Here is a 22808-nt window from a genome sequence, read left to right on the forward strand (position 1 = left end):
TCTTCAAGGCGAGGCGCGCGGGATCTTTCCCAACACCCACTCGCTCGGAGCAAACCGATGATGAACGCCACGCGTCGACTTCTGCGCGCCAGCCCTCTAGCGATGACGGCCTTGGTGATGGCGGTCCACGCCGCTCCGGCCTGGGCGGACTCCACCGCTCCATGCAACCCAGGCATCGAGACCAACTCCACCGAATGCGGCGTCAACAGCACTGCAAGCGGTCTCTTCAGCACGGCGGCGGGGAACTTTGCGTCCTCGTCGGGAGCGTACAGCGTTTCCGCCGGCGCCAGCGCGAGAGCTCCGGGGATCGCCTCGACCGCGGTGGGCGCCTTTTCCTCCGCGATCGGCGACCTTTCGACCGCCTTGGGAGAGGCGACCGGGGCGTCCGGTAGCCTATCGACGGCCCTAGGCGCCAATGCCGGTTCACCCGGCTATTCTTCGACAGCGGTCGGCGGCGTCGCGACGGCCACCGGCGAGTCGGCGACGGCGCTAGGCGCCAGAAGCTTGGCGGAGGCGGCAGGTTCGCTCGCTATGGGCGCGGACTCGTCGGCCGCCGGGGAGGCGTCAATCGCGGTCGGGCAGTTCAGCAGCGCCCAAGGCTTGGGCGCGATCGCCATCGGCGGCGGCGCGCAGGCTCCAGCAGCTTCGAGCATCGCGCTGGGCTCCGGCGCGATCGCCGACCAGGCCAACACGGTCTCGGTCGGCGCGGTGGGTGGCGAACGGCGCCTGGTCAACTTGGCCGCAGGCGGCGTGGCCGCGGGGAGCACCGAGGCCGTCAATGGCGGACAGCTGTTCGTCACGAACCAGAGCGTTACTACCGCCCAGGGGACCGCCACCACCGCCGTCCTGAACGCGGCGACCGCGCAGCAGAGCGCCGACGCGGCGCGTGCCAACGCCGCGTCGGCCCAGCAGAGTGCTGACAGCGCGCTCGCGGGCGTGGCGATCGCTCAACAGAGCGCCGACATAGCCTTCGCGACCGCCGCCGCCGCCCAGGCGACGGCGAACGCGGCTGTCGCTACCGGGGCCTACTTCCGGGCCAACGGCGCCGGTCCCGCGCCTCAGGCGACGGGCGCGGAGGCGATCGCGATCGGCCCCTCCAGCGTCGCCAGCGGCGACCGGTCGGTCGCGATCGGCGTCGGCGCGACGGCGTCCAGGGCCGGCCAGGTGGCGTTGGGCGGCGCCGGCAGTGTGGTCACCATCGGAGACGTCGAGGCGAGCACCGCGGTCCAGTCAGGCGCAACAGCGGTGATGACGGTGGACGCCAGCGGAGTTGTCGGGCGGGATACGACAATCCGTCCGGCGATCACCGCGCTGCAGGCGGCGACGGCGGCGCATGCGCAGCAAATCCAGAACCTGCAAACCGGCCAGACGGCTCTGCTCGACCTGGCTACGGCCAATCGCCGCGAGGCTCGCCGGGGCATCGCCGCCGCCATCGCCCTGGCGCCGGCCCCCATGCCTTCGGCCCCGGGCAAGACCAGCTACGCGGCCAATACCGCCGTCTATCGCGGAGAGACGGCCTTCAGCGCATCGATCGCTCACCGATTCAACACCCGTCTTCCCTTCGCCTTCACCGCCGGCCTCTCCTACGGCGGCGGCAAGGACAACGCCGCCCGCGTCGGCGTCGCCGGCGAATTTTAGCGGGGCGCCTGGGAGGCCTCGCCTCTCGAGTACGCAGGGTTTCTTCAGCCCCAGGGCTGTTGGGCAGGCAGGATGTCGAGCCCGACCGTGTCCCCAGCCTCCAGCTAGCGCCATCTCAATCCGAGGACGTCGCCATGGTCCGTGCTGTGCCCCTCCACCCGCTGTTTGCCGCGGAAGTTTCTGGCGTTGATCTGGGACGACCGCTTCAAGCCGCCCTGATCTCCGAGATCGCCGCGGCGCTGGACACCCACGCGGTGCTGGTCTTTCGCGATCAACCCCTGACCAACGCACAGCAGATCGCTTTCAGCGAGCGGTTTGGCGCCCTTGAGGAAACTGTCGGCGCCGCGGTCAGGGGAATTACGAACTCCCGCCTCGGCGAGCCGCGGATCGCCGAGGTCTCGAACCTCGGGCCCGACGGCGCGATCCGTGCGCCAGAGGATCGCTGGCGACTGATGCAGCAAGCCAATGGCTTCTGGCATACCGACAGCTCGTTCAAGCCCCGGTGGGGGAAGATTTCCTTCCTGTCGGCGCACGAATGCCCCGCCACGGGCGGGCAGACCGAGTTCGCTGATCTGCGCGCCGCCTACGACGCGCTCGATCCGACGACCAAGGCCGACATCGTCGGGTTGGAAGCGGTTCATTCCATGTCACGCTCGCGCGGCCTCGTCGGATATGACGAATTGGCTTCGCAGGCCGCCGAGCGGTTTCCTCCGGTCGTCCAGCCTATCGCGCGCCACCACCCTGGGTCTGGGCGCATGTCGCTCTATCTGGCGTCCCACGCCTCGCACGTTCTGGGGAGGTCTCCGGAGAGCGGGCGCACCCTGCTCAATGACCTGATCGCCTTCGCCACGACGCCTGGTTTCGTTTTCCAGCACAGCTGGAGGGTCGGCGATCTGGTGATGTGGGACAATCGCTGCACGATGCACCGCGGCCTTCCCTACGACGATCTCAATGAGCGCCGCGACATGCGGCGCACCACCGTCGTCGAGACCCAGGACATCGCCCCCTTCGCGGAGATGGCGTCATGAGCACGAAGGACGAAGCGCTCGCCCCCGCGCGAGACAGGGGCGGCTGGTCGCGGATCGCGGCCCTCGTCGCGGGTCCGGCGATGCTGGCTATCGCGCTCGTGGCGCCGGCTCCCTCGGGTCTTTCACCGGACGGCTGGCTGGTCATCGGCGTTCTGGCCTGGATGATCGTCTGGTGGTGCGGCGACGCGGTTCCTGCCGCGGTGACGGCCCTGCTGCCTTTCCTGGCGTTCCCCATGCTCGGGGTCGTCACGCCGGAGGCGGCCGCCAAGGCCCAGGCCTCGCCGATCATATTCCTGCTGCTCGGCGGTTCGGTCATGGCGTTGGCGGCGGTGAAGACCGGTCTGCATCTGCGACTGGCGCGGCTGGCGGTGGTGGTCGGCGGCGGCGGACCTCGGCGGCTTCTGCTCGCGGTGATGGCGGCCGCGGCCTTCGCCGGAATGTGGGTGGCCACGTCCATGGCGACGCTCTTCATGGTGGAGATCGGTGTCGCCATCGCGCTCGCCACGGCCGCCGCCAACGCGGACCGGGACGCCGACGCCAGGACCTTCTCCCGCGCGCTGATCATCGGCGTGGCCTACGCCGCCATGCTGGGCGGCTTCTCGACCTTCAGCGGCAATATCTTCAACGCCGTGGCCGCGGGCATGATCTCCCAGCAGACGGGCCAGCGCATCGGCGTCATCGACTGGTTCTCCTACGGGTTCCCCGTCGCGGTGCTGGGCGTGCCGACGGCCTGGGCGCTCATCGTCGCCGTGGGGTTTCGCTTCAGCGTGCGCCTGCCCGCCCGCGAGGACCTTCTGCGGACCTTGGACGCGCCGAAGGGATGGTCCTTTCCGCAGGTGGCGGTCGCCGCGATCATGGTCTGCGTCCTCGGCGCCTGGCTGACCATGCCCTCGCTCAAGAGCGTGCTTCCGGGCGTCTCAGACGCCGGCGTGGCGGTGCTTGGAGCCGGCCTGATGTTCCTGCTGCCGTCCGGCCGTGGCCGCCGCCTCCTATCGTGGGACGATGCGGCGCGCATACCCTGGGGCGTGCTGCTGATCGCGGGCGGCGCCCTGGCGATTGGCGCGGCCCTGACCAAGACGGGCGTCGATGTCTGGTTGACGGGGCCTCTGCGCCAGATCCACGACGTGCCGACCTGGATCGCCCTTCTGGCCCTGGTGGCGGGAGCGGCCTTGCTGACCGAACTGGTCAACAACATCGCCATGGCGACGATCACGGTCCCGGCCGCGGTGGCCTTGGCGGCGGCGGTCGGCGCGGACCCGGCGCCCATGGCGATCGCGGCGGTGATCGCCAGCCTTGGCGGCTTCGTCGTCCCAGGGACGCCCGGCCTGGCCATCGCCGTCGGAACGCCGCCCGTGCGCGTACCGGATCTCGCCCGCGCCGGGCTTTGGATGCTGTTGTTGATGCCAGCGCTGATCGCGTTCGTCGCGATGGGACGGCTCTAAGGCGCGTCGCCTTCTCGCTCATCGCATGTCGGGGCCTAGCCGCTCAGCTGTCCAAGCGCCGCATACAGCTGGGCGACCTCGATGGGTTTGGCGACGTGGCCGTCCATGCCGGCGGCCAAGTAGTCGTCGATCTGGTGCGACAGGGCGTTGGCCGACAGGGCCAGGATCGGCGTGCGGGCGCGGCCGCGCTCGGCTTCCAGTGCGCGGATGCGGCGGGTCGCCTCGACGCCGTCCATCACCGGCATCTGGATGTCCATCAGGACCACGTCAAACGTCTCTGCCGACCAGGCCGCGATCGCCGCTGGACCGTCGGCGACCAGGACGAGCGCGACGCCCAGGGGCTCCAGCAGGGCTTTGAGGACCAGGCGATTGGTGGCGTTGTCGTCGACGCCCAGCACCCGCAGGGCGCGCTCGGGCGCCGTGCGCTCGGACGGTTCGGCGACGGCTTCGAGCGCTTCGTCCCGGGTCAGGGGCAGAGTGACGACGAAGGTCGCGCCTTCGCCCAGCCGGCTCTCGACGCGGATGTCGCCCCGCATCAGCCGCGCCAGCTTCAGGCAGATCGACAGCCCAAGACCCGTGCCGCCATAGCGCCGGGACGTCGAGGCGTCGGCCTGCTGGAACGACTGGAACAGCCGCGCCTGCTGCTCGGGCGAGATGCCGACGCCGCTGTCGCTGACCCGCAGTTCGACGCCGTCGGCGGTGGGACGGAGGACGACGGACACCCGGCCATGGTCGGTGAACTTGACGGCGTTGGAGACGAGGTTGGAGAGGATCTGCTGGATGCGGGTGCTGTCGCCCAGCCAACGGCCCTCGACGCCGTCCAGGGCCAGCCGCAGCTCGACGTTCTTGGCCTCGGCGATCGGGGCGAAGATGGCCCGCACCCGCTCGGCCACGGCCGGCAGGTCGAAGGGCGCGGTCTCGATCTCCAGCTTGCCGGCCTCGATCTTGGAGACGTCGAGTATGTCGTTGAGGATCACCAGCAGGGCCTGGCCCGAGCCGCGGATGACGCCCAGCCGCTCTTCCTGGTCGGGGCTCAGCGCGTGCATCTGCATGGCCTGGACCATGCCCAGCACCCCGTTCAGCGGCGTGCGGATCTCGTGGCTCATATGGGCCAGGAACTGGCTCTTCTGGGCGTTGGCCGAGTCGGCGGCGTCGCGGGCCAGCTTCAGGTCGTCCAGCGCCTCATGCAGCGAGCGGTCGTTGGCCTTGAGCTCGTCGATCAGCGAATTGAAGGCGTCGGTCAGGCGGCCGACCTCGTCGTCGCTGCTGCGCCGCACGGGATCGCAGAACTCGCCGCTGTTGCGGACCTGGTCCATGGCCCGGGCCAGGCGCGAGACGGGGCGAATGATCACCCGCGCCAGCCACAGCCCGACCATGAAGGCCACGGCCGTGGCCAGGGCGAAGGCCAGGCTGGCCACCAGGGCGTAGCCGCGCAGCCACGCCCAAAGCTCGTCGAGGCCGCAGTCGAGCATCAGCCCGCCGACCCGCTCGCGCTCGACGCGGACCGGCACGCGAACCTCCAGGCGGCGTTCGCTGAGCCGCGCCCACGGGGCCTCGACGTCGCGCGCCCGGGCGTCCGGCGCGGCCTTGCCGACGCTGGCGAACGGCGCGCCCTGGGCGTCGAAAAGCACCGCGCCGCGCACGCTCTTCACCTGCTTGAGGGCCTGCAGGGTGGTCGCGGCCCCGGCCTTGTCGTCGAACACCAGGCTGGCCGACAGGTTGTCGGCCAGGACCAGGGCCAGGGTCGTACGCTGGTCGATCAGGCTGGCCTTCTCGTTGGCCCACTGCTGGACGACGAAGACCAGGAAGGCCGCCAGCAGCGCCACGACGGTGGTGGCCCAGGCCACGCTGGCGACCTTGGAGCGAAACGACCAGCGGGCGGGCGACAGGGCCATGCTCATCGCACCTTCACCGCCAGGCGCAGCAGCTGGGCGCTGAGGGTCGCCCCCGCCCGCCGGGCCACGCCGTTGTTGATCTCGAACCGCGTCTGGCGGCCGATGGTGATCAGCCGCACCGCCCCCTGGTCGGCGAAATCCTTGCTTTCCCCGATGGTCAGGGCGCCCTGGTCGGCCAGGGCTTCGAGGGCGGCCGGGGTGGCGTGGCGCGACGAGACGAAGGCCAGGTTGCAGCCGGCCGCGAACGGCCAGCCAGAGCGGCGCACCACCAGCTTGCCCGCGCCGCTGGGCTTGCCTTCCAGCCGGTCGAGGGCCGGGGCCAGCGGGTCGTCGTCCTCGATGCAGACGACGAGGTCGCCATCGTCCTGGCGACGGCCCGGGGGAAAGGTCGCAAACCGGCCGATGTTATAGACGATGGCCGCCTTGAAGGCGGCGTCGTCCGCCGTCATGGCGGGCGGCGCGACAGCCACGGCGGCCGCGAACAGGGGGACGACCAGGCTCATCGGCGCCAGGCCAGCTTGACGCCGACGGTGCGGGCGACGGGGGCGCCGGTCGCGCCGAACAGCGAGCCGTTCATCTCGATCCGGCGCGGCTCCAGCAGGTTGCGGCCGAACAGCTGCAGTTGCAGGTGGTCGCCGGCCCGCCAGGACAGCTGGACGTCCAGGTCGTCATAGCCGGGGGTGGCGCCGTCGGCGAAGGGCCCGACGCGGCGCAGCCAGGCGTCGAGCTCCAGGTCGTCGGACAGATCGTACCAGGAGCGCAGAGACAGCTGGTAGTCGGGCGAGGCGGCCAGGTCGTAGATCCGCACGCCGTCCCGCAGGCCGTCGCGATTGCGCAGCCTTTGCCAGGAGGCGGCGGCCTTCAGGGTCCAGCGCGCGGCCGGCTTGGCCTCAAGCGCGGCCTCCAGGCCGGTGTCGACGGCGCGGCCGGCGTTGAACGGCGCGCTGGCCTGGTCGCCGGCGCCCACCAGGTCTCTCCAGACCACCAGGCCGTCATAGCGGTTGTGGAAGGCGGCCAAGTCGAACCGAACCCCGCCGGGCAACATGCCACGCCAGCCCAACTCGTAGGCGTCGAGGGTCTCGGCGTCCAAGGTGGGGCGGGAGGCGTCGCTCTCGACGAAGCCGTCGGGGGGCGTGGGCCCGCCGTCGGCTTCCAGGCGGGACGGCGTGCGGGTGGCGCGGGAAACGGAGGTCCAGACCGAGCCGCCGGGCACGCGCAGCCAGGCCCGCGCCGTCGGCTGCACCTCGACGCCAGTATACTGGTTGTGTTCGACCTTGACGCCGAGGGTCACCCGCAGCCGGTCGTCCAGCAAGGCGACCTCGTCCTGCACGAAGGCCCCGAACCAGCGGTCGGTGCGCTCGCGCGGCCGGATACGCACGACCGGCCCGTCCTCGACCTCGTCGTGGGTCAGCCGCGCGTCGCCGCCCCAGACCAGCTGATGCACGCCGCCCAGCCGCTGGTGACGCGAGAAATCCAGGTCGAACTGGTCGCGCTTGAAGCTGATCAGCTCGCGCCGGTCGACATGGTCCCAGTAGGCCTGGAGGGCGAAGCCCTTGTCGCCGTCGTCGGCCGCCAGGCGCGCCAGCAGGTTGCCGCCCTTGAACCGGCCGTAGTCCTCGCGCAGGGCGTCGGAAGTGTTGATCTCGTTCCAGCGGCCGCTCTGCAGGTCGCCCTGCACGGTCAGGGCGGCGTTGCGGAAGACGTCCTGGTCGTAGCGGAAGCCGCCCTGGGCGGCGCGGGCGCGGCTGTCGCCCTCGCCCAGGTCGCGGGCGGTCAGGTACAGGCGCACGGCGCCTTGGCCCAGGGGGGCGCCGAACTGCAGGTCGGTCGTTGTCTGGCCGAGGGTGTCGGCGGTGACGCTGGCCCGCGCGCCCAGGCTGTCGACGGCGTGGCGGGTGATGATGTTGATGACGCCGTTGACCGCGTTGGCGCCCCACAGGCTGGCGCCGGGACCGCGGATGATCTCGATGCGCTCGATGTCCTCCAGCGGCGCCAGTTGCTGGCCCCACAGCACGCCGGAGATGGTCGACAGATAGATCGCCCGGCCGTCGACCAGCACCATCAGCTTGTTGGCGTAGCGGCCGTTGAAGCCGCGCACCGAGACGGCGACGGAGTCGCCCGACAGGTTGGCGACCTCAAGGCCCGGCGCCATGCGCAGCGCCTCGGGAATGGTCTGGGCGCCGGAGCGGCGGATGTCTTCCTTGGTGATGACGAAGACGGCGGCGGGGGCGGTGTCGACCGTCTGCGGCCGCTTGGCGACCGAGGCCACCTCGGAGGTCAGCAGGTCCTCAAGGCTGAGGTCGGTAAGATCCTGCGCCCCGGTGGTCTGGGCATGCCCGGCCGCGGGCGCGCACAGCAGCGCGGCGGCGGCGAGGAGGGCGAGCGGGGCGGCGGTCATCGGCCAACCTGTCGTCCCGTCCGGCGGAAAAATCCATTACCGCCAGCGCTCTACGACCATATGCCGCACGGGCGCGGACCGCCCTGACCCAAAGGCCGATCGATCTCGAGACTCGGTGCGTGGTCCTCGTCCTTCGACAAGCTCAGGATGAGGACCAATTCAGGCTCGGCGTCAGAAAAACCTCATCCTGAGCCTGTCGAAGGACGAGGTTTTCGTCTCGGACCCCAAAGGCTCACCCTCAGACCAAGGGCGGGATGTCGGCCTTGGTCGGGCGCAGCAGTTCGAACATCGCCGCCGGTTCGACGGCGATGTAGTCGCCGCGCCCGCCCCAGCGCAGGATCGGCTCGCCGGCCGGGGCGTCGTAGACGCCGTCCGCCCGGATCAGCCGCCGGTCGATGTGCACGGCGACGACCTCGCCGAAGGTCATCCAGGTCTCGACCTCGTCGCCGGCAGCGGTGGTCAGCTTGAACGACTGGGTCAGGCGGCACTCGAAGTTCACCGGGCTTTCCAGCACACGCGGGGCGGCGATCAGGCTGCTCGCGACCGGGGTCAGGCCGGCCAGGTCGAACTCGTCCTGGCCCGGAGCGGCGGGGGCCGAGGTGACGTTCATCGCCGCGGCCAGGTCGCGGGTGGCCAGGTTCCAGCAGAACACGCCGGTGGCCTGGATGTTGGCGACGGTGTCCTTCCAGCCGGTGCTGGCGAAGCCGACGATCGGCGGAGTGTAGTTGAAGGCGTTGAAGAAGCTGTAGGGCGCCAGGTTGCGGCGGCCCTCGGCGTCGACGGTCGAGATCCAGCCGATCGGGCGCGGACCGACGATGGCGTTGAACGGATCGTGGGCCAGGCCGTGGCCGTCGCGGGGCAGGTACTGGTGGGCGTCGGCGGCGGCCATGCGGGGGCTCCTGGGTGGAGCTGTGCAGGTAGGGACGGGGGAGAGGATCGGCAACGGGATGCTCCCCCTGAAGGGGGAGCTGTCGCGGAGCGACTGAGGGGGAATAGGCAAGCTGAGCCAGCGGTGGTCTCTACCTCAGCAGGAACTTCCCCCTCCGACCCTCCGGGCCACCTCCCCCTTCAGGGGGAGGATCTTGGGTTACGACCACCCCCCACCCAGCGCCTTGTAGATCGCGACCACATCCGTGTTCACGCCCGTCTCGGCCACGGTCAGCGCATCCTCCGCCCCCAGCAGCGTCCGTTCGGCGTCGAGCAACACGAGGAAGTCGATGCCGCCTTCCTTGTACTGGATCCGCGCCAGCTCGGCGGCGCGGCGGGAGGCGGCGGCTTGGTCGGTGAGGCTGGCCAGGCGCGCCTGGCGCTGGCGGTAGGAGACCAGGGCCGTCTCCAGGTCCTCGATCGCCGTCAGCACCGCCTTGTCGTAGGCCGCCAGGGCCGCGTCGTTGCGGGCTTCCGCCGCCTTCAGCCGCGCATGGGCGCCGCCGAGGTCGAGGGCCGGCCAGCTGACCGAGGGGGCGACAGACCAGGCCTGGCTGGCGCTGTTTCCGAAGCCCGAGGCGCTGCCGGTCAGGAAACCGACGAAACCGCTGACCCGCACGCGCGGGAAGAGGTCGGCGGTGGCCACCCCGACCTTGGCGGTCTGGGCCGCCAGCCGCCGCTCGGCCGCCTGTACGTCGGGGCGGCGGCGCAGGAACTGCGAGGCGTCGCCGATCGGCAGGGCGGTGACCAGCGGGGCCGGGTCCTGGGCGCGCGGCTTCAGCTGGGCGTTGAGCGTGCCGGGCCGCTGGCCGGTCAGGACGGCGAGGCGATAGTTGGCGCGGGTCTCGGCGGTGACCAGTTCGGGGATCACGCTTTCGGTGGCCTTGAGGCGAGCCTCGGCGCTGGCGACGTCGATTGCCCCGCCGGCCCCGGCCTCGAACCGCACGCGGGTGAGGCGCAGGGTCTCGCGCTGGGTTTCCAGGTTGCGGCGGGCGACGGCCAGCCGCGCCTGGGCGCCGCGCAGTTCCAGGTAATTTCGAGCGACTTCGGCGGCGACGGTGACCTGTGCGTCGCGCAGGTCGGCCTGGGCCGCCCCGGCCTCGGCGCTGGCGGCCTGGACGCCCCGGCGCACGCGGCCGAACAGGTCCAGCTCCCAGGCGGCGTCGAAGCCGGCCTGGTAGGTGTCGCCATAGACGCGCTGGCCGTTCGAGGTCGGCTGCTGCTGGTCGGCGGCGGCGTAGGTCCCGGTGGCGGTGACGCGCGGGGCGGCGTCGAGGCGGGCGTCCTTGAACAGGGCGCGGGCCTCGTCGACCCGGGCCACGGCGATCTCGAGGTCGAGATTGGTCGACAGGGCCTGGGTGACCAGGGCGTCCAGCGTCGGATCGCCGAACGCCTTCCACCAGTCGGCCTCGGGCGCGGCGGTGGAGACGACGGCGGGGGCGGCGTTCTGCAAGGCGACCGGCGCGAGGGCGGGCGCCTTGTAGGTCGGGCCGACGGCGCAGGCGGTCGCCAGCAGCGAGGCGCCGGCGATGAGTGAGGCTTTCAGGAAGGTCATGGGAAACCTCGAAGGTCTCCCTTCCCCCTTTGATGGGGGAAGGGTCGGGGATGGGGGTGACAGAGGGTCAGGATGGGGAGAGGCCGGCGTGACATCCGCCGCCGCATTCACCCCCACCCCTGGCCCCTCCCCCATCGAGGGGGAGGGGAAGAGATGCTGGGTCATCAGTGCGCCTCCGCTTCCACGGTCGCCGCCGGCTTGGCCTTCACCAGCGACCGCGAGCCGCTGAGCCGGCGGATGACGTAGTAGAAGACCGGCGTCAGGATCAGGCCGAAGACGGTGACGCCCAGCATGCCGGAGAACACCGCCACGCCCATGGCCCGGCGCATCTCGGCCCCGGCCCCGTGCGACACCACCAGCGGCCAGACGCCCATGATGAAGGCGATCGAGGTCATCAGGATGGGGCGCAGGCGCAGGCGGCAGGCTTCCAGCACCGCCTGAAGCGGCGTGTCGCCCTCGATCTCGCGTTCGCGAGCGAACTCGACGATCAGGATGGCGTTCTTGCACGCCAGCCCCACCAGCACGATCAGGCCGATCTGGGTGAAGATGTTGTTGTCGCCGCCGGTGACCAGCACGCCGGCCAGGGCCGACAGCAGGGTCATGGGCACGATCAAAATCACCACCAGCGGCAGGCTCCAGCTTTCGTACTGCGCGACCAGCACCAGGAAGGCCAAGAGCACGCACAGCGGGAAGATGTAGATCGCCGTGTTGCCGGCCAGGATCTGCTGGTAGGTCAGCTCGGTCCATTCGAAGCCGACGCCCGAGGGCAGTTCCTCGGCGGCGATCTTCTCCAGGGCCTTCTGGGCCTGGCCGGTCGAGAAGCCCGGCGCGGGGCCGCCGTTGATCTCGGCGGTCAGCATGCCGTTGTAGTGCATCTCGCGGTCGGGGCCGGTGGCCTCGTGGAAGCTGACGAAGGCCCCCAGCGGGATCATCTGGCCGGCGCCGTTGCGGGTCTGCAGGCGCAGCATCTGCTCGGGTTGCAGGCGGAAGCTCTGGTCGGCCTGGACGTTGACCTCGTAGGTCCGCCCGAAGCGGTTGAAGTCGTTGACGTACAGCGAGCCCAGATAGACCTGCAGGGTCTCGAACAGGTCGGTCAGCGACACGCCCTGGGCGCGGGCCTTTTCGCGGTCGATGTCGGCCTGGATCTTCGGCACGCTCACCTGGTAGCTGGAGAAGACGCCGGCCAGGGCCGGATCCTTCTGCGCCTTGGCGATGATGTTCTGGGTCGCCTTGTACAGCTCGTCCGAACCCAGGCCCGCCTTGTCGACGATCTGCATCCGGAAGCCGCCGATGGTGCCCAGCCCCTGCACGGACGGCGGTGGGAAGACCGCGATCTGGGCCTCGGGGATGGCGGCGAACTTCTGGTTCAGCTGGCCGACGATGGCGTTGGCCGACAGGTCCTTGCCGCGGCGGTCCTTGAAATCGCTGAGCGGGAAGAACACCGCGCCGGAGTTGGGGCTGTTGATGAAGCCGTTGGCCGACAGGCCGGGGAAGGCCACCGAGTGCTCGATGCCCGGCGTCTTCATGGCGATGTCGCCCATCTGCTTGATCACCGCCTCGGTGCGGTCCAGCGAGGCGGCGTCGGGCAGCTGCACGACGGCGACCACATAGGCCTTGTCCTGCTGCGGCACGAAGCCGGACGGGGTGCGGGCGAAGGCCAGGCCCGTCAGCAGCAGCAGGCCGCCATAGACGAACAGGGCGGCGGTCGAGCGGCCCAGGGTCTTGGAGACGCCGCGGACATAGCCGTTCGAGGCGCGGTGGAAGACCTTGTTGAAGGGCACGAACAGCCAGCCCAGGGCGCGGTCGATCAGCTTCTGGAAGCGGTCCTTGGGCGCGTGGTGCGACTTCAGGAGCACGGCGGCCAGGGCCGGCGACAGGGTCAGGGAGTTGATCGCCGAGATGATCGTCGAGATGGCGATGGTCAGGGCGAACTGGCGATAGAACTGGCCCGACAGGCCGGTGATGAAGGCCGTGGGGATGAAGACGGCGCAGAGCACCAGGGCCACGGCGATGATCGGGCCGGTGACCTCGCTCATCGCCTTGCGGGTGGCGTCGGGCGGCGACAGGCCGTTCTCGATGTGCCGCTCGACGTTCTCGACCACGACGATGGCGTCGTCGACGACGATGCCGATGGCCAAGACGAGGCCGAACAGGGTCAGGGCGTTCAGCCCGAAGCCCAGCAGCAACATGATGGCGAAGGTGCCGATCAGCGAGACGGGCACGGCCAGCAGCGGGATCACCGAAGCCCGCCAGCCTTGCAGGAAGATCACCACCACGATGACCACCAGGATGATGGCCTCGATCAGGGTGTGGATCACCGAGTCGATGCTTTCCTGCACGAAGGCGGTGGTGTCGTAGATGATCTCGTAGTCGACGCCTTCGGGGAAATCCTTCTTCAGCTCCTGCATGGTCTTCTTGACGTCGGCGGCCATCTGCAGGGCGTTGGAGCCGGGGCGCTGGAAGATCGGCACGGCCACGGCCGACTTGTTGTCGAGCAAGCTGCGCAGGGCGTAGTTGTTGGCGCCCAGCTCGACCCGGGCCACGTCGCCCAGGCGGGTGATCTGGCCGTCGGCGCCGGCCCGGATGATCACGTCGCGGAACTGCTCCTCGTCGGTCAGGCGCCCGGGGGCGTTGATCGACAACTGGAACTCGGCGCCCGAACCGGGCGAGGGCGGCGCGCCCAGCTGGCCGGCGGCCACCTGGACGTTCTGCTCGCGCAGGGCCCGCACGACGTCGCCGGCGGTCATGCCCAGGGCGGCCACCTTCTCGGGGTCCAGCCACACCCGCATGGAGTAGGCGCCGGCGCCGAAGATCTGCACGTCGCCCACGCCGTCGATGCGCTTCAGCCGGTCGCGCACGTTCAGCTGCGCGTAGTTGCTGAGATAGAGCATGTCGTAGCGGTTGTTGGGCGAGATCATGTGCACGACCAGGGTCAGGTCGGGCGAGGCCTTGTTGGTGGTCACGCCGATGCGCTGCACTTCCTGGGGCAGTTTCGGCAGGGCCTGGGCGACGCGGTTCTGCACCTGCACCTGGGCCTTATCGAGGTCGGTGCCGAGCGCGAAGGTCACGGTCAGGATCATGGCCCCGTCCGAGGCCGACTGGGACGACTGGTAGATCATCCCCTCGACGCCGTTGATGGCCTGTTCCAGCGGGGCGGCGACGGTCTCGCCGATCACCGACGGGTTGGCGCCGGGATAGGCCGCGCGCACCACCACGGTCGGCGGCACCACCTCGGGGTACTCGCTGATCGGCAGGTTGGGCAGGGCCACGAGCCCGGCGATGAAGATGACGATGGACAGGACGGCGGCGAACCGCGGCCTGCCGACAAAGAATTTTGCGAAGTTCATGGCGAGGCGCCCTTTGAAGGCGAGGAGGCGGGGAGGGGAGGGACGAGTTTGGAGACCCCCTCCCCCTTGATGGGGGAGGAGTGGAGACGCGAACTCAGTGGGGCCGCCCTCGTCCTTCGACAGGCTCAGGATGAGGGCTACTTTTGGCGGGGGCAGTCGAAACCCTCATCCTGAGCTTGTCGAAGGACGAGGGTTTCGCGCCGCTTGTCAGTTCTGCTGCACGGCCGTCGCGACCGCGGCCACCTTGCGGGGCCCGGCTTCCAGTTGGCCCAGGTCGGCGGCTTCGGTCTTCACCGCTACCGGGGCGACGGCGTCGCCGGGCTTCACCTTCTGCAGGCCGCCGACGATCACCCGGTCGCCGGGGCGCAGGCCCTGGCGGATGACCCGCAGGTTGCCGGCCAGCGGGCCGACCTCGACCGGGCGGTATTGGGCCTTGTTGTCGGCCCCGACCACGATGACGTAGCGCTTGCCGAGATCGGTCGCGATCGCCCGGTCGGGGGCCAGGGCGACGGTCTGGCTGCCGGCGCTGACCAGGCGGATGCGGGCGAACAGGCCCGGCGTGAACCGGCCGTCGGCGTTGGCGAAGATCGCCCGGCCGCCGATCGTGCCGCTCTTGGCGTCCAGGGCGTTGTCGATGAAGGCCAGCTTGCCGACGTGCGGATAGCCGTCCTCGGTCATCAGGCCCATATAGACCGGGCTTTCCTTGCCACGCTCGCCGGCGGCGTACTTCAGGAAGGTCTGCTCGTCGGCGCTGAAGGCCGCGTAGATCGGCGTGTCGGAGACCACCGTGGTCAGCATGTCGGCCTGGGTGACCAGGTTGCCGCGGGTGATCAGGGCCTTGGAGACCCGACCGTCGATCGGCGAGGTCACCCGGGTCCATTCCAGGTTCAGGCGCGAGGTCTGCAAGGCGGCCTGGGCGGCGGCGAGATTGGCTTGGGCGGCCTTTTCTTCCGACGACAGCCGGTCGAATTCGCTGCGCGCCAGGGCGTTCTGGTCGATCAGCCGCTGGCCGCGCTCGCGGTTGACGACGGCAAGGTCGAGCCCGGCCTTGGCGCGCGCCACCTCGGCCGAGGCGCGGGCGGCGTCGGCCTGGAACGGCCGGGGATCGATCTCGAACAGCACCTGGCCCTTGCGGACGCGGGCGCCTTCGGTGAAGCGGACCGTATTCACATAGCCGCCGACCCGGGGCCGGATATCGACGGTGTCGACCGCCTCGAGGCGGCCGGTGAAGTCGTCCCACTGGCGCAGCGACTTGAAGGCCACGTCGGCGACGGTGACCGGGACGGCGGGGGCGGGGCCCTGTTCGGGCTGGGCCTTGGCGCTGCAGGCGGCCAGGACCGCCATGGCGGCGAGGCCGGCGAAGGTGTTGATGGCGTGGCGCATCGGGGAACCTGTCGAAAGAGACGCTCGGGGAGGTGAGCGGACGGGGAGGGGGTAAGCTTGAACGGCTATTCCCAGGCCGGGCGGCGAGCCCGGCGGCTGGGCTTGGGCTGGGAGGCCGTCCGGCCGATCCAGCGCTTGAGGGTGCGGCCGTGTTCGGCGGCGGTGGTCAGCCAACCCATGACGGGAGCGGCCGGGGCTTCGGGGGCGGCTGTGATGTCGCTCGCGTTCGGCATGGCTTGCGCTCCGTTCAGGGGCTAAGAGGGGAGAAATGTCGCAGGGTCGGTTGCTGGCTTGACTGGGCGATGAGGAATAACGATCTATGATGTGACGATACCGTTCGGTATCACTGACATCCGGAGAGATACTGACCGGTAACTCTCACGTCAAGGCGAGGTGCTGCGAAAATGGCTGCGAGAAAATCTGGGGAGGTCGGCTCGGGGGAGCTGGGAGCTGGGACGGCGTGCGCGCCGGACGGCCCACCGGCGTCCAAGAGGCCGGCTCGCGACCGGATCTTCGAGACGGCCCGCGAGCTCTTCTACCAGCACGGCATCCGGGCGGTCGGCGTCGAGGCCATCGCGGCCGAGGCCGAGGCCACCAAGATGACCCTCTACCGGAACTTTCCGTCCAAGGACGAGCTGGTCGCCGAGGTCCTGCGCGAGCAGGAGCGCGAATACTGGGCCTGGTGGGACGGCGTCACGGCCATGTGCTGCAGCGACCCGCGCGGCCAGTTGGAGGCGATCTTCGACGCCTTCGAGACCAAGGCCTGCGACACCAACATCCACGGCTGCCCGTTGTCGAACGCCGCCATCGAGCTGCACGAGGAAAACCACCCCGCCCAGCAGGTGTCGGTGAACTACAAGCGCTCGTTGCACGGCCGGCTGATCGACCTGTGCAGCCGCGCCGGCGCGGCCGACCACGAGCTGGCCGACTCCCTGATGCTGCTGATGGAGGGCTCCTACACCGCCCGCGTCACCCTCGGCGCCGACGGCCCCGCCCGCTCCGTCGCCCGCGCCGCGCGCAGCCTGATCCGGGTGCATTTGCCGGAGCGGTAGGGAAGACGGAGGGAGGGCGTTTTCAGCTTCCTCCCAAACATGAGGTCATCGCCCGCTTCATGCGGGCGAGCCAAGCTGACCCAGCTACATCCTGATCCGTCGCTTGGGTCGCCCGGACGAGCCGGGCGGTGACCTGGGTAAAAGCGCCTCGTCTCCGTTCAGGAAGAGGGTTTCAGGGTGGCCGCCAGCCCACGCGCCCCGGCCACCGCATCGGCCCAAGTCACCTCGAACCCCGCCTCGTCACCATAGTACGGATCGGCCACCGCTTCGCCCGCTCGACCCTCGACGTGATCCAGCAGCAGGCTCAGCCGCGCCCGGCTCCCAGCCCGCGCCAGGCGTTTCAGGTTGCTCAGATTGTCCAGATCCAGCGCCACCACGTGGTCGAAGCGCTCGAAGTCGGCGGTCGTGACCTGTCTGGCGACATAATGGCCGATCTCGATCCCGTGCCGCCGGGCCGTCGCCTGGGCCCGCGGATCGGGCGGATCGCCAGCATGCCAGCCGCCGGTGCCGGCCGAGTCCACGACCACATCCAGCCCCAGCCGCTTCGCCTCATGCCGAAACGCCGCCTCGGCCAGCGGCGAACGACAGATATTGCCCATGCAGACGAACAGAACGGACGTGGTCATGCCACAGCGCTAGGGCCAAACCCGCCGCGCCGGCAACCCGTAAAGTCTCTTGGAATTGTCTTGGGAGAAAATGGCGCGCCCGGAACGATTCGAACGTCCGACCCTCAGATTCGTAGTCTGCCATCGAAGATCCGCTCACATACGCCATCGCCCGCTTCAGGCCCATAAGTCGCCGGTTTTTCTGGATTTTTCCTCATTGACCGGAAAGCCAGCTCCGCTTAGATACGCGGCGTTGCTGCACCACAGTGCACCACAGCAGCACCACAGGAAAGAGATAGGGCGAGCGGATGGCGGGCAGTTACACGGCGAAGCTGACGGCGCGGACGGTGGCGGCGATCAAGCCGAACGGTGACGACTTCGACGTCAGCGACAGCGACATCCGGGGCTTCCACATCCGCGTCACCAAACGCGGCAAGATGATCTACCGCTTCCAATACCGCCGCCCGGACAACAGTCGCCCCGTCCTAACGCTCGGCACGGTAAGCGAACTCACTCCGGATGAAGCGCGCAGGGCCGCCCATGCCCACTTTATCGCCGTCGGCGGCGGCGCTGATCCGCGTAAGGCACGGCAGGACTGGATCGCTGCTCCGACAATGGACGATCTTTGGGAGCGCTACGAACGCGAACGCCTGAAGATCAAGAACCGTGAGCGCACCGTCGCCGAATACGTCCGCAACTGGAAAAGCCACGCCAAGCCCCTCCTCGGCGGCATGAAGGTCTCCGAGGTGGGCCGGAAGGACGTCAACGCCGTCGTCGCCGCCATGGGCGACAAACGCACCACCGCCAACCGCGTGGTGGCCCTGCTGTCGGTGATGTTCAACTTCGCGGTCGAGAACGAACTACGTGCCGATAATCCGGCGGCGGGCGTTCGCAAGCACCGGGAGAACAGGCGCGACGTCGCCTTCACCGACGACGAACTCAGCCGCATCGCCGCCGCCATCGAGAACGAGCGCGAGAGCTGGGCAAAGGCGGCGCTCAGCTTGATGATGGTCACCGGCGGACGGCACCGGGAGATCCTGAGCGCGGAGTGGTCCGAGTTCGACCTCGACGACAGCAGCCCGTCCTGGCGACTGCCTGCGCAGCGGATGAAGGGTGGCAAGGCCCACACCTACGCGCTCGACACCGAGACCGTGGAGGCCATCCGCGCCTGGAAGGAAGACGCGCCGTTCCTGTCGCCCCGCTGGGTATTCCCCAACATCAAGGGCACGGGGCCGAAGGAGAGCCTTCAGAAGCCATGGACACGCGTGAAGGCCGAGGCGAAGCTGACGCGCGGCGTGCTGCACTCGTTCCGCCACACGTTCCTGACCCGGCTCGCCGAGAGCGGCGCGAGCGCCATCGACATCCGCAACACGGCGGGACACGCCGACATCGCCACATCCATGAAGTATGTGCACGCGGCCGAGAACGCCCGGCTGCGCGAGCTTCAGGAGCAGAACCGCAAAGGCATCCGCGAGGCGATGAAGAAGAAGCCGACGAGCGCCCAGATCATACCGATCACGGGCAAGGCCGAGACCGCCTAGGCCTCGACCTCGTTCGCCCCCGCCATGCGCCGCAGTTCGCCGTAGAGGTCGACGGGGCCGAGCAGGATTCTCAGCAGTTCCTCGCGGACGCGCTCCGAGGACAGGACCTGACGGCTCATGGTCGTGAAGGCCTCGTCGCTGTCCATCACAGCGTCCAGCAGCTCCTGCTTCAGCGTCGGCGAGGCGCTGAACTGCGCCCGGGTGTTGGCCTTGGCCTGCTCCTGCAGCTCCTCGGACGCCAGCATGTGGCTCTTCAGGAAGCCATTGACGTAGTGGAGTTGGTCGTCGTCGGTGAGCTGCCCCTCGAAGAGGTCGTTCACGCGGGCGATGATCTCGTCCAGCCGCGCCTTGTCCTTCTCCTGCAAGCTGCCCGAGCCCGTGTCGGACATGCCCGGCAGCTTGGGCGCATCGCCCCCGCTATAGAGGAGGTCGCGCTTGGCCTCGGCCTTCAGGCTGTGGTGCGTAAGCTTGACGCCCGACAGGTCGATCCCCTCGCGCTCGCGACCGAACTCCAGCAGCGGCAGCAGGCGGCGATAGAAGATCGCCCGCTTCTCGATCTCGGTGTTCCCGTAGTCGAGGATCTGGCTGAGGAAACTGTAGAGCCGCACGAACGTGCCCATGTCTCCCTTGAACAGCGTCAGGGCGTCCATGTGGTCCTGGGCGTCGCTCTTGGCGCGCTCGTCGCCCTGGGCCTCGGCGAGCGTCCAGGCCTGCTTGGCGGCGTTGAAGGCGTGGACGATTCGGCTCGCCACCGGTTCGATGGCCGCAATCAGGTCGGACTGGCGCCCCACCGGGTGCAGTTCGACCTTCACCACCCGCTCGACCTCGAAGTCGTCGTAGTGGCCGGCCCCGTCCAGCTTGGCGCGCAAGTCGTAGATCAGGTTCGGATCGGTGGCGCTCTCCAGTTCCGCCGTCTCGTAGTAGGTGCGGAACGCCGCCAGGATCTCCTCGGAGCTGTTGACGAAGTCGAGGACGTAGGTGGTGTCCTTGCTGGGATGGGCGCGGTTCAGGCGCGAGAGGGTCTGCACCGCCTGGATGCCCGCCAGCCGCCGGTCGACATACATCCCGCACAGCAGCGGCTGGTCGAAGCCGGTCTGGAACTTGTTGGCGACCAGCAGCAGGTGGAAGGTCTGGTCCTTGAAGGCGTCGCGGATGTCACGGCCGTTCAGGCCGGGGTTCAACACGGGGCTGGTCTCGCTGACCTCGCCCAGGTCCTTGTCGGGCACCTCGCCCGAGAAGGCCACCAACGTGCCCAGCGGGTAGCCCTGCTCCTTGATGTAGCGCTGCATCGCCACCTGCCAGCGCACCGCCTCGGCGCGGCTGCCAAGCACCACCATGGCCTTGGCCTTGCCGTCGAGCAGCGGCAGCACGTTCTCGCGGTAGTGCTCGACGACGATCTGGACCTTCTGGCTGATGTTGTGCGGGTGCAGGCGCACCCAGCGCATGATCTCCTTCTTGGCCTTGCTGCGCTCGACCTCCTTGTCGTCGAGGTCACGCCCCTCGTGGGCCAGCTTGAAGGCCAGCTGGTAGGGCGTGTAGTTGCGCAGCACGTCGAGGATGAAGCCCTCCTCGATGGCCTGGCGCATCGAATAGACGTGGAAGGGGCCGGGCAGGTTGCCGTCGCCGACAGGACGGTCGGGGTGCGGCGGGCGACCGAACAGCTCCATCGTTTTGCCCTTGGGCGTGGCCGTGAAGGCGACGTAGGTGATGCCCTTGTCGCTGGCCGCGCGGCCGGCCATCTGGGCGGCCAGGATGTCCTCGTTGCTGACCTCGCCGCCGTCGGCCAGTTCCGCCGCCTCCTCGGCCGAGAGCATCTGCTTGAGCTTGGCGGCGGCCTCGCCGGTCTGGCTGGAGTGGGCCTCGTCGGCGATCACGGCGAACGCCTGCCCCTCGGTTGCCGCCCGCTCCCGCACCTCCTTCAAGGCGAAGGGGAAGGTCTGGATCGTGCAGACGATTACCTTCTTGCCGGCCGCCAGGGCCTCGGCCAGCTGGCCGCTCTTGGAGCCGCTGTCGCTCTTGATCGTCGCCACCACGCCGGCGATGCGCTGGAAGTCGAACAACGCTTCCTGCAGCTGGGTGTCGATAACGTTGCGGTCCGACACCACGATCACGCTGGAGAACAGCTTGTCGTCGTTGGCGTCGTGCAACTCCGACAGCAGATGCGCGGCCCAGGCGATGGAGTTGGTCTTTCCCGACCCGGCCGAGTGCTGGATCAGGAAGCGTCCGCCCGGCCCCTCCTCCAGCACCTGGGCGGCCAGTTTCCGGGTGGCGTCCAGCTGGTGGTAGCGCGGGAAGATCACGCCGGTGATCTGCTTCTTGGCGTCGCGCCGGGTCACCATGTAACGGCCCAGGATCTCCAGCCAGCTGTCGCGCTGCCAGACCTGCTCCCAGAGGTAGGCTGTGCGGTGGCCGTTCGGATTGACCGGGTTACCCTTGCCGCCGTGGTCGCCCTTGTTGAACGGTAGGAAGAAGGTGTCGCGCCCCTGCAGCTTGGTGGTCATCGCCACCTCGCCGTTGCTGACAGCGAAATGCACCAGCGCCCCACCGGGGAAGTTCAGCAGCGGCTCGACCTTGCCGCCCTTGGGCCGGGGATCGCGGTCGAAACGGTATTGGTCGATGGCGTCCTGCAGGCTCTGGGTGAAGTCGGTCTTCAGCTCGACGGTCGCGACCGGCACGCCGTTCAGATAGAGCACCAGGTCAAAGCAGTTTTCGTTGGCGGTCGAATAACGCACTTGCCGCGCCACGCGCAGGCGGTTGGCTTGGTAGCGCCGGGTGATCTCGGGGTTCATGCCCATGGCCGGCTTGAACTGCGCCAGGTCCAATCGCCGACGAAGGCCGACCATGTCCAGCCCGCCGCGCAGCACGTCCAGCACGCCTCGGTCGTCGAGCGACTTGCGCACCCGGTCGGCCAGCACCTCGGCGGCGGCCGGGCCGTGGGTCTTGCTCAGGGCCTCCCAGGCCTCGGACTGGCTGTCCTGCACCCAGGCGACCAGATCCTCGACGAACAGCGCCCGCGAGCGGTCATGCCGCGCCCCCGCGCCGGCCTCGTAGATCCAGCCGTGCGCGCCGAGGTGGTCGACGACGTCATCCTCGAAGCGGATTTCCTTGTGAAGGCTCACGTGCTGACGCGCTTTCGCCCGCGCAGACCCAGGACGGCGAAGGCCTCGGCGACTTCAGGCTTCATCGTGAAGCGGTTTTTTTCGTCGATGTCCGCGAGGATGCCGCTGAAGAAAGGGGCGTCGCGGTGTTCAGCGATCTCAGCTGGCCACAGGCGATCCTGGCGGTCCTTGCAAAGGTTTCCGAAGTGCATCTGCCAGATCATGCTGTCATGGCCACAGGCGCGGCTCAACTCGGTCGAGGTGGAGCCTGGGTTGTCTAGCAGGGCCTGGATGGTCTTGCGTTCGTTCTCGGTCATCGGCACGGCCTTGAACGCCTCCAAGACTCGCTGACCGACGGGGGCGTCTTTCAGGCGTGCGAACAGCGTCTTGCGCTCGTCTTCTTCGCGTCCGTCCAGCGCCGCGAGCAACTGCTGAGCTTGGGCTCGCTGCGCCTCTGATCCGGTGTCGGCCAAACGTATCGCATTGTCGCGCATCGCCTTCCTGTCGGCGGCGGACTTTTCCGGCAGGCCCAGGATGATTTTCTCGATGCTCATGCTGCTTCGGCTTCCTGTGGCGCCAGGCCTCGCACGTCGATCTTGCCGGTGACGGCGGCGGAGATCAGAGCGGCGCGGCGTTCTAGCAGTAGAGCAATGACTGCTTCGGCCTGAGCAGACAGTTCGTCGAAGCTCCGCGTGAGCTCTCTCAAATGACCAACGATTGCCTCTCGCTCGTCCTTCGGCGGAAGGGCCACGGGAATGGAACCGAAAGTCTCTTTCCGGATCACCTTTCTTAGTCCGGTATAAAATGGTCGTAACTGCTTCCTAAAATCTCGCGCCAAATAGAGCCAGTAGATGAATGGCGCGATGTTGCTCAACGCCTCTTCAAAAACATCGTATGCG

15 protein-coding genes, 1 tRNA gene and 1 pseudogene are annotated in these 22808 nt (G+C 68.9%); 5 read left to right on the plus strand and 12 right to left on the minus strand.

The genetic code is table 11. The annotated features are described in order from the left end of the window. The first annotated feature begins 57 nt into the window (after positions 1 to 57). The 3 genes from I4Q42_RS22425 to I4Q42_RS22435 all read left to right on the plus strand — a co-directional run bounded on the left by I4Q42_RS22425 (position 58) and on the right by I4Q42_RS22435 (position 4108). Positions 58 to 1638 carry a YadA-like family protein gene (locus I4Q42_RS22425; protein WP_198578323.1) on the plus strand — a complete coding sequence of 527 codons (1581 nt, stop codon included), beginning with the start codon at positions 58 to 60 and terminating at the stop codon, positions 1636 to 1638. Positions 1639 to 1772: 134 nt separating this feature from the next. Then, positions 1773 to 2666, plus strand: coding sequence for a TauD/TfdA dioxygenase family protein (locus tag I4Q42_RS22430; RefSeq protein ID WP_198578324.1), 894 nt, complete (start codon positions 1773 to 1775; stop codon positions 2664 to 2666). After that, complete coding sequence (locus I4Q42_RS22435) at positions 2663 to 4108, plus strand: SLC13 family permease (RefSeq protein ID WP_198578325.1); 1446 nt, start codon at positions 2663 to 2665, stop codon at positions 4106 to 4108. Before I4Q42_RS22430 ends, I4Q42_RS22435 begins: the two co-directional genes overlap by 4 nt. Positions 4109 to 4143: 35 nt before the next feature. On the opposite strand, the gene I4Q42_RS22440 is transcribed toward I4Q42_RS22435, so the two are convergent. From I4Q42_RS22440 to I4Q42_RS22475, 8 genes are all read right to left on the minus strand, one after another. After that, complete coding sequence (locus I4Q42_RS22440; RefSeq protein ID WP_198578326.1) at positions 4144 to 6009, minus strand: ATP-binding protein; 1866 nt, start codon at positions 6007 to 6009, stop codon at positions 4144 to 4146. Next, a complete protein-coding gene (locus I4Q42_RS22445) occupies positions 6006 to 6506 on the minus strand; it encodes a YfiR family protein (RefSeq protein ID WP_198578327.1) in 501 nt (166 codons plus the stop codon). Before I4Q42_RS22445 ends, I4Q42_RS22440 begins: the two co-directional genes overlap by 4 nt. Then, positions 6503 to 8401 (minus strand): TonB-dependent receptor plug domain-containing protein, encoded by a 1899-nt coding sequence (locus I4Q42_RS22450; RefSeq protein WP_198578328.1) that lies wholly within the window; start codon positions 8399 to 8401, stop codon positions 6503 to 6505. Before I4Q42_RS22450 ends, I4Q42_RS22445 begins: the two co-directional genes overlap by 4 nt. Before the next feature lie 238 nt (positions 8402 to 8639). Then, positions 8640 to 9290, minus strand: a complete 651-nt coding sequence (locus I4Q42_RS22455) for a flavin reductase family protein (protein ID WP_198578329.1) — start codon at positions 9288 to 9290, stop codon at positions 8640 to 8642. Positions 9291 to 9488: 198 nt separating this feature from the next. Next, positions 9489 to 10883: an efflux transporter outer membrane subunit gene (locus tag I4Q42_RS22460; protein WP_198578330.1), complete on the minus strand. Its 1395-nt coding sequence runs from the start codon at positions 10881 to 10883 to the stop codon at positions 9489 to 9491. Between the two features lie 164 nt (positions 10884 to 11047). Further along, the gene (locus tag I4Q42_RS22465) at positions 11048 to 14230 is read right to left on the minus strand and encodes an efflux RND transporter permease subunit (RefSeq protein ID WP_198578331.1); all 3183 of its coding nucleotides are present in this window, start codon (positions 14228 to 14230) and stop codon (positions 11048 to 11050) included. Between the two features lie 207 nt (positions 14231 to 14437). Beyond that, a complete protein-coding gene (locus I4Q42_RS22470; RefSeq protein ID WP_232793363.1) occupies positions 14438 to 15613 on the minus strand; it encodes an efflux RND transporter periplasmic adaptor subunit in 1176 nt (391 codons plus the stop codon). 65 nt (positions 15614 to 15678) lie between these two features. Then, positions 15679 to 15846, minus strand: a complete 168-nt coding sequence (locus I4Q42_RS22475) for a hypothetical protein (RefSeq protein WP_198578332.1) — start codon at positions 15844 to 15846, stop codon at positions 15679 to 15681. A 171-nt stretch (positions 15847 to 16017) separates the two neighbouring features. On the opposite strand from I4Q42_RS22475, the gene I4Q42_RS22480 reads away from it, so the two are divergent. Then, positions 16018 to 16665, plus strand: a complete 648-nt coding sequence (locus I4Q42_RS22480) for a TetR/AcrR family transcriptional regulator (protein ID WP_198578333.1) — start codon at positions 16018 to 16020, stop codon at positions 16663 to 16665. Positions 16666 to 16823: 158 nt separating this feature from the next. On the opposite strand, the gene I4Q42_RS22485 is transcribed toward I4Q42_RS22480, so the two are convergent. Together I4Q42_RS22485 and I4Q42_RS22490 are read right to left on the minus strand one after the other, a co-directional pair. Then, a complete protein-coding gene (locus I4Q42_RS22485) occupies positions 16824 to 17291 on the minus strand; it encodes a low molecular weight protein-tyrosine-phosphatase (RefSeq protein ID WP_198578334.1) in 468 nt (155 codons plus the stop codon). A 71-nt stretch (positions 17292 to 17362) separates the two neighbouring features. Continuing rightward, a tRNA-Ser gene (locus tag I4Q42_RS22490) sits at positions 17363 to 17436 on the minus strand. A 142-nt stretch (positions 17437 to 17578) separates the two neighbouring features. Between I4Q42_RS22490 and I4Q42_RS22495 the strand changes: the two genes are divergently transcribed. After that, positions 17579 to 18811, plus strand: coding sequence for a site-specific integrase (locus tag I4Q42_RS22495; RefSeq protein WP_198578335.1), 1233 nt, complete (start codon positions 17579 to 17581; stop codon positions 18809 to 18811). A gap of 281 nt (positions 18812 to 19092) precedes the next feature. Here I4Q42_RS22495 and I4Q42_RS22500 read toward each other — a convergent pair. Then, positions 19093 to 21930, minus strand: a pseudogene (locus I4Q42_RS22500) (type I restriction endonuclease subunit R); the annotation flags it as partial. Next, positions 21927 to 22463: a hypothetical protein gene (locus I4Q42_RS22505; RefSeq protein ID WP_198578336.1), complete on the minus strand. Its 537-nt coding sequence runs from the start codon at positions 22461 to 22463 to the stop codon at positions 21927 to 21929. The pseudogene I4Q42_RS22500 and the gene I4Q42_RS22505, both read right to left, overlap by 4 nt. Positions 22464 to 22808 lie beyond the last annotated feature (345 nt).

The sequence above is a fragment of the Caulobacter hibisci genome, from assembly GCF_016135805.1.
Classification (GTDB): domain Bacteria; phylum Pseudomonadota; class Alphaproteobacteria; order Caulobacterales; family Caulobacteraceae; genus Caulobacter; species Caulobacter hibisci.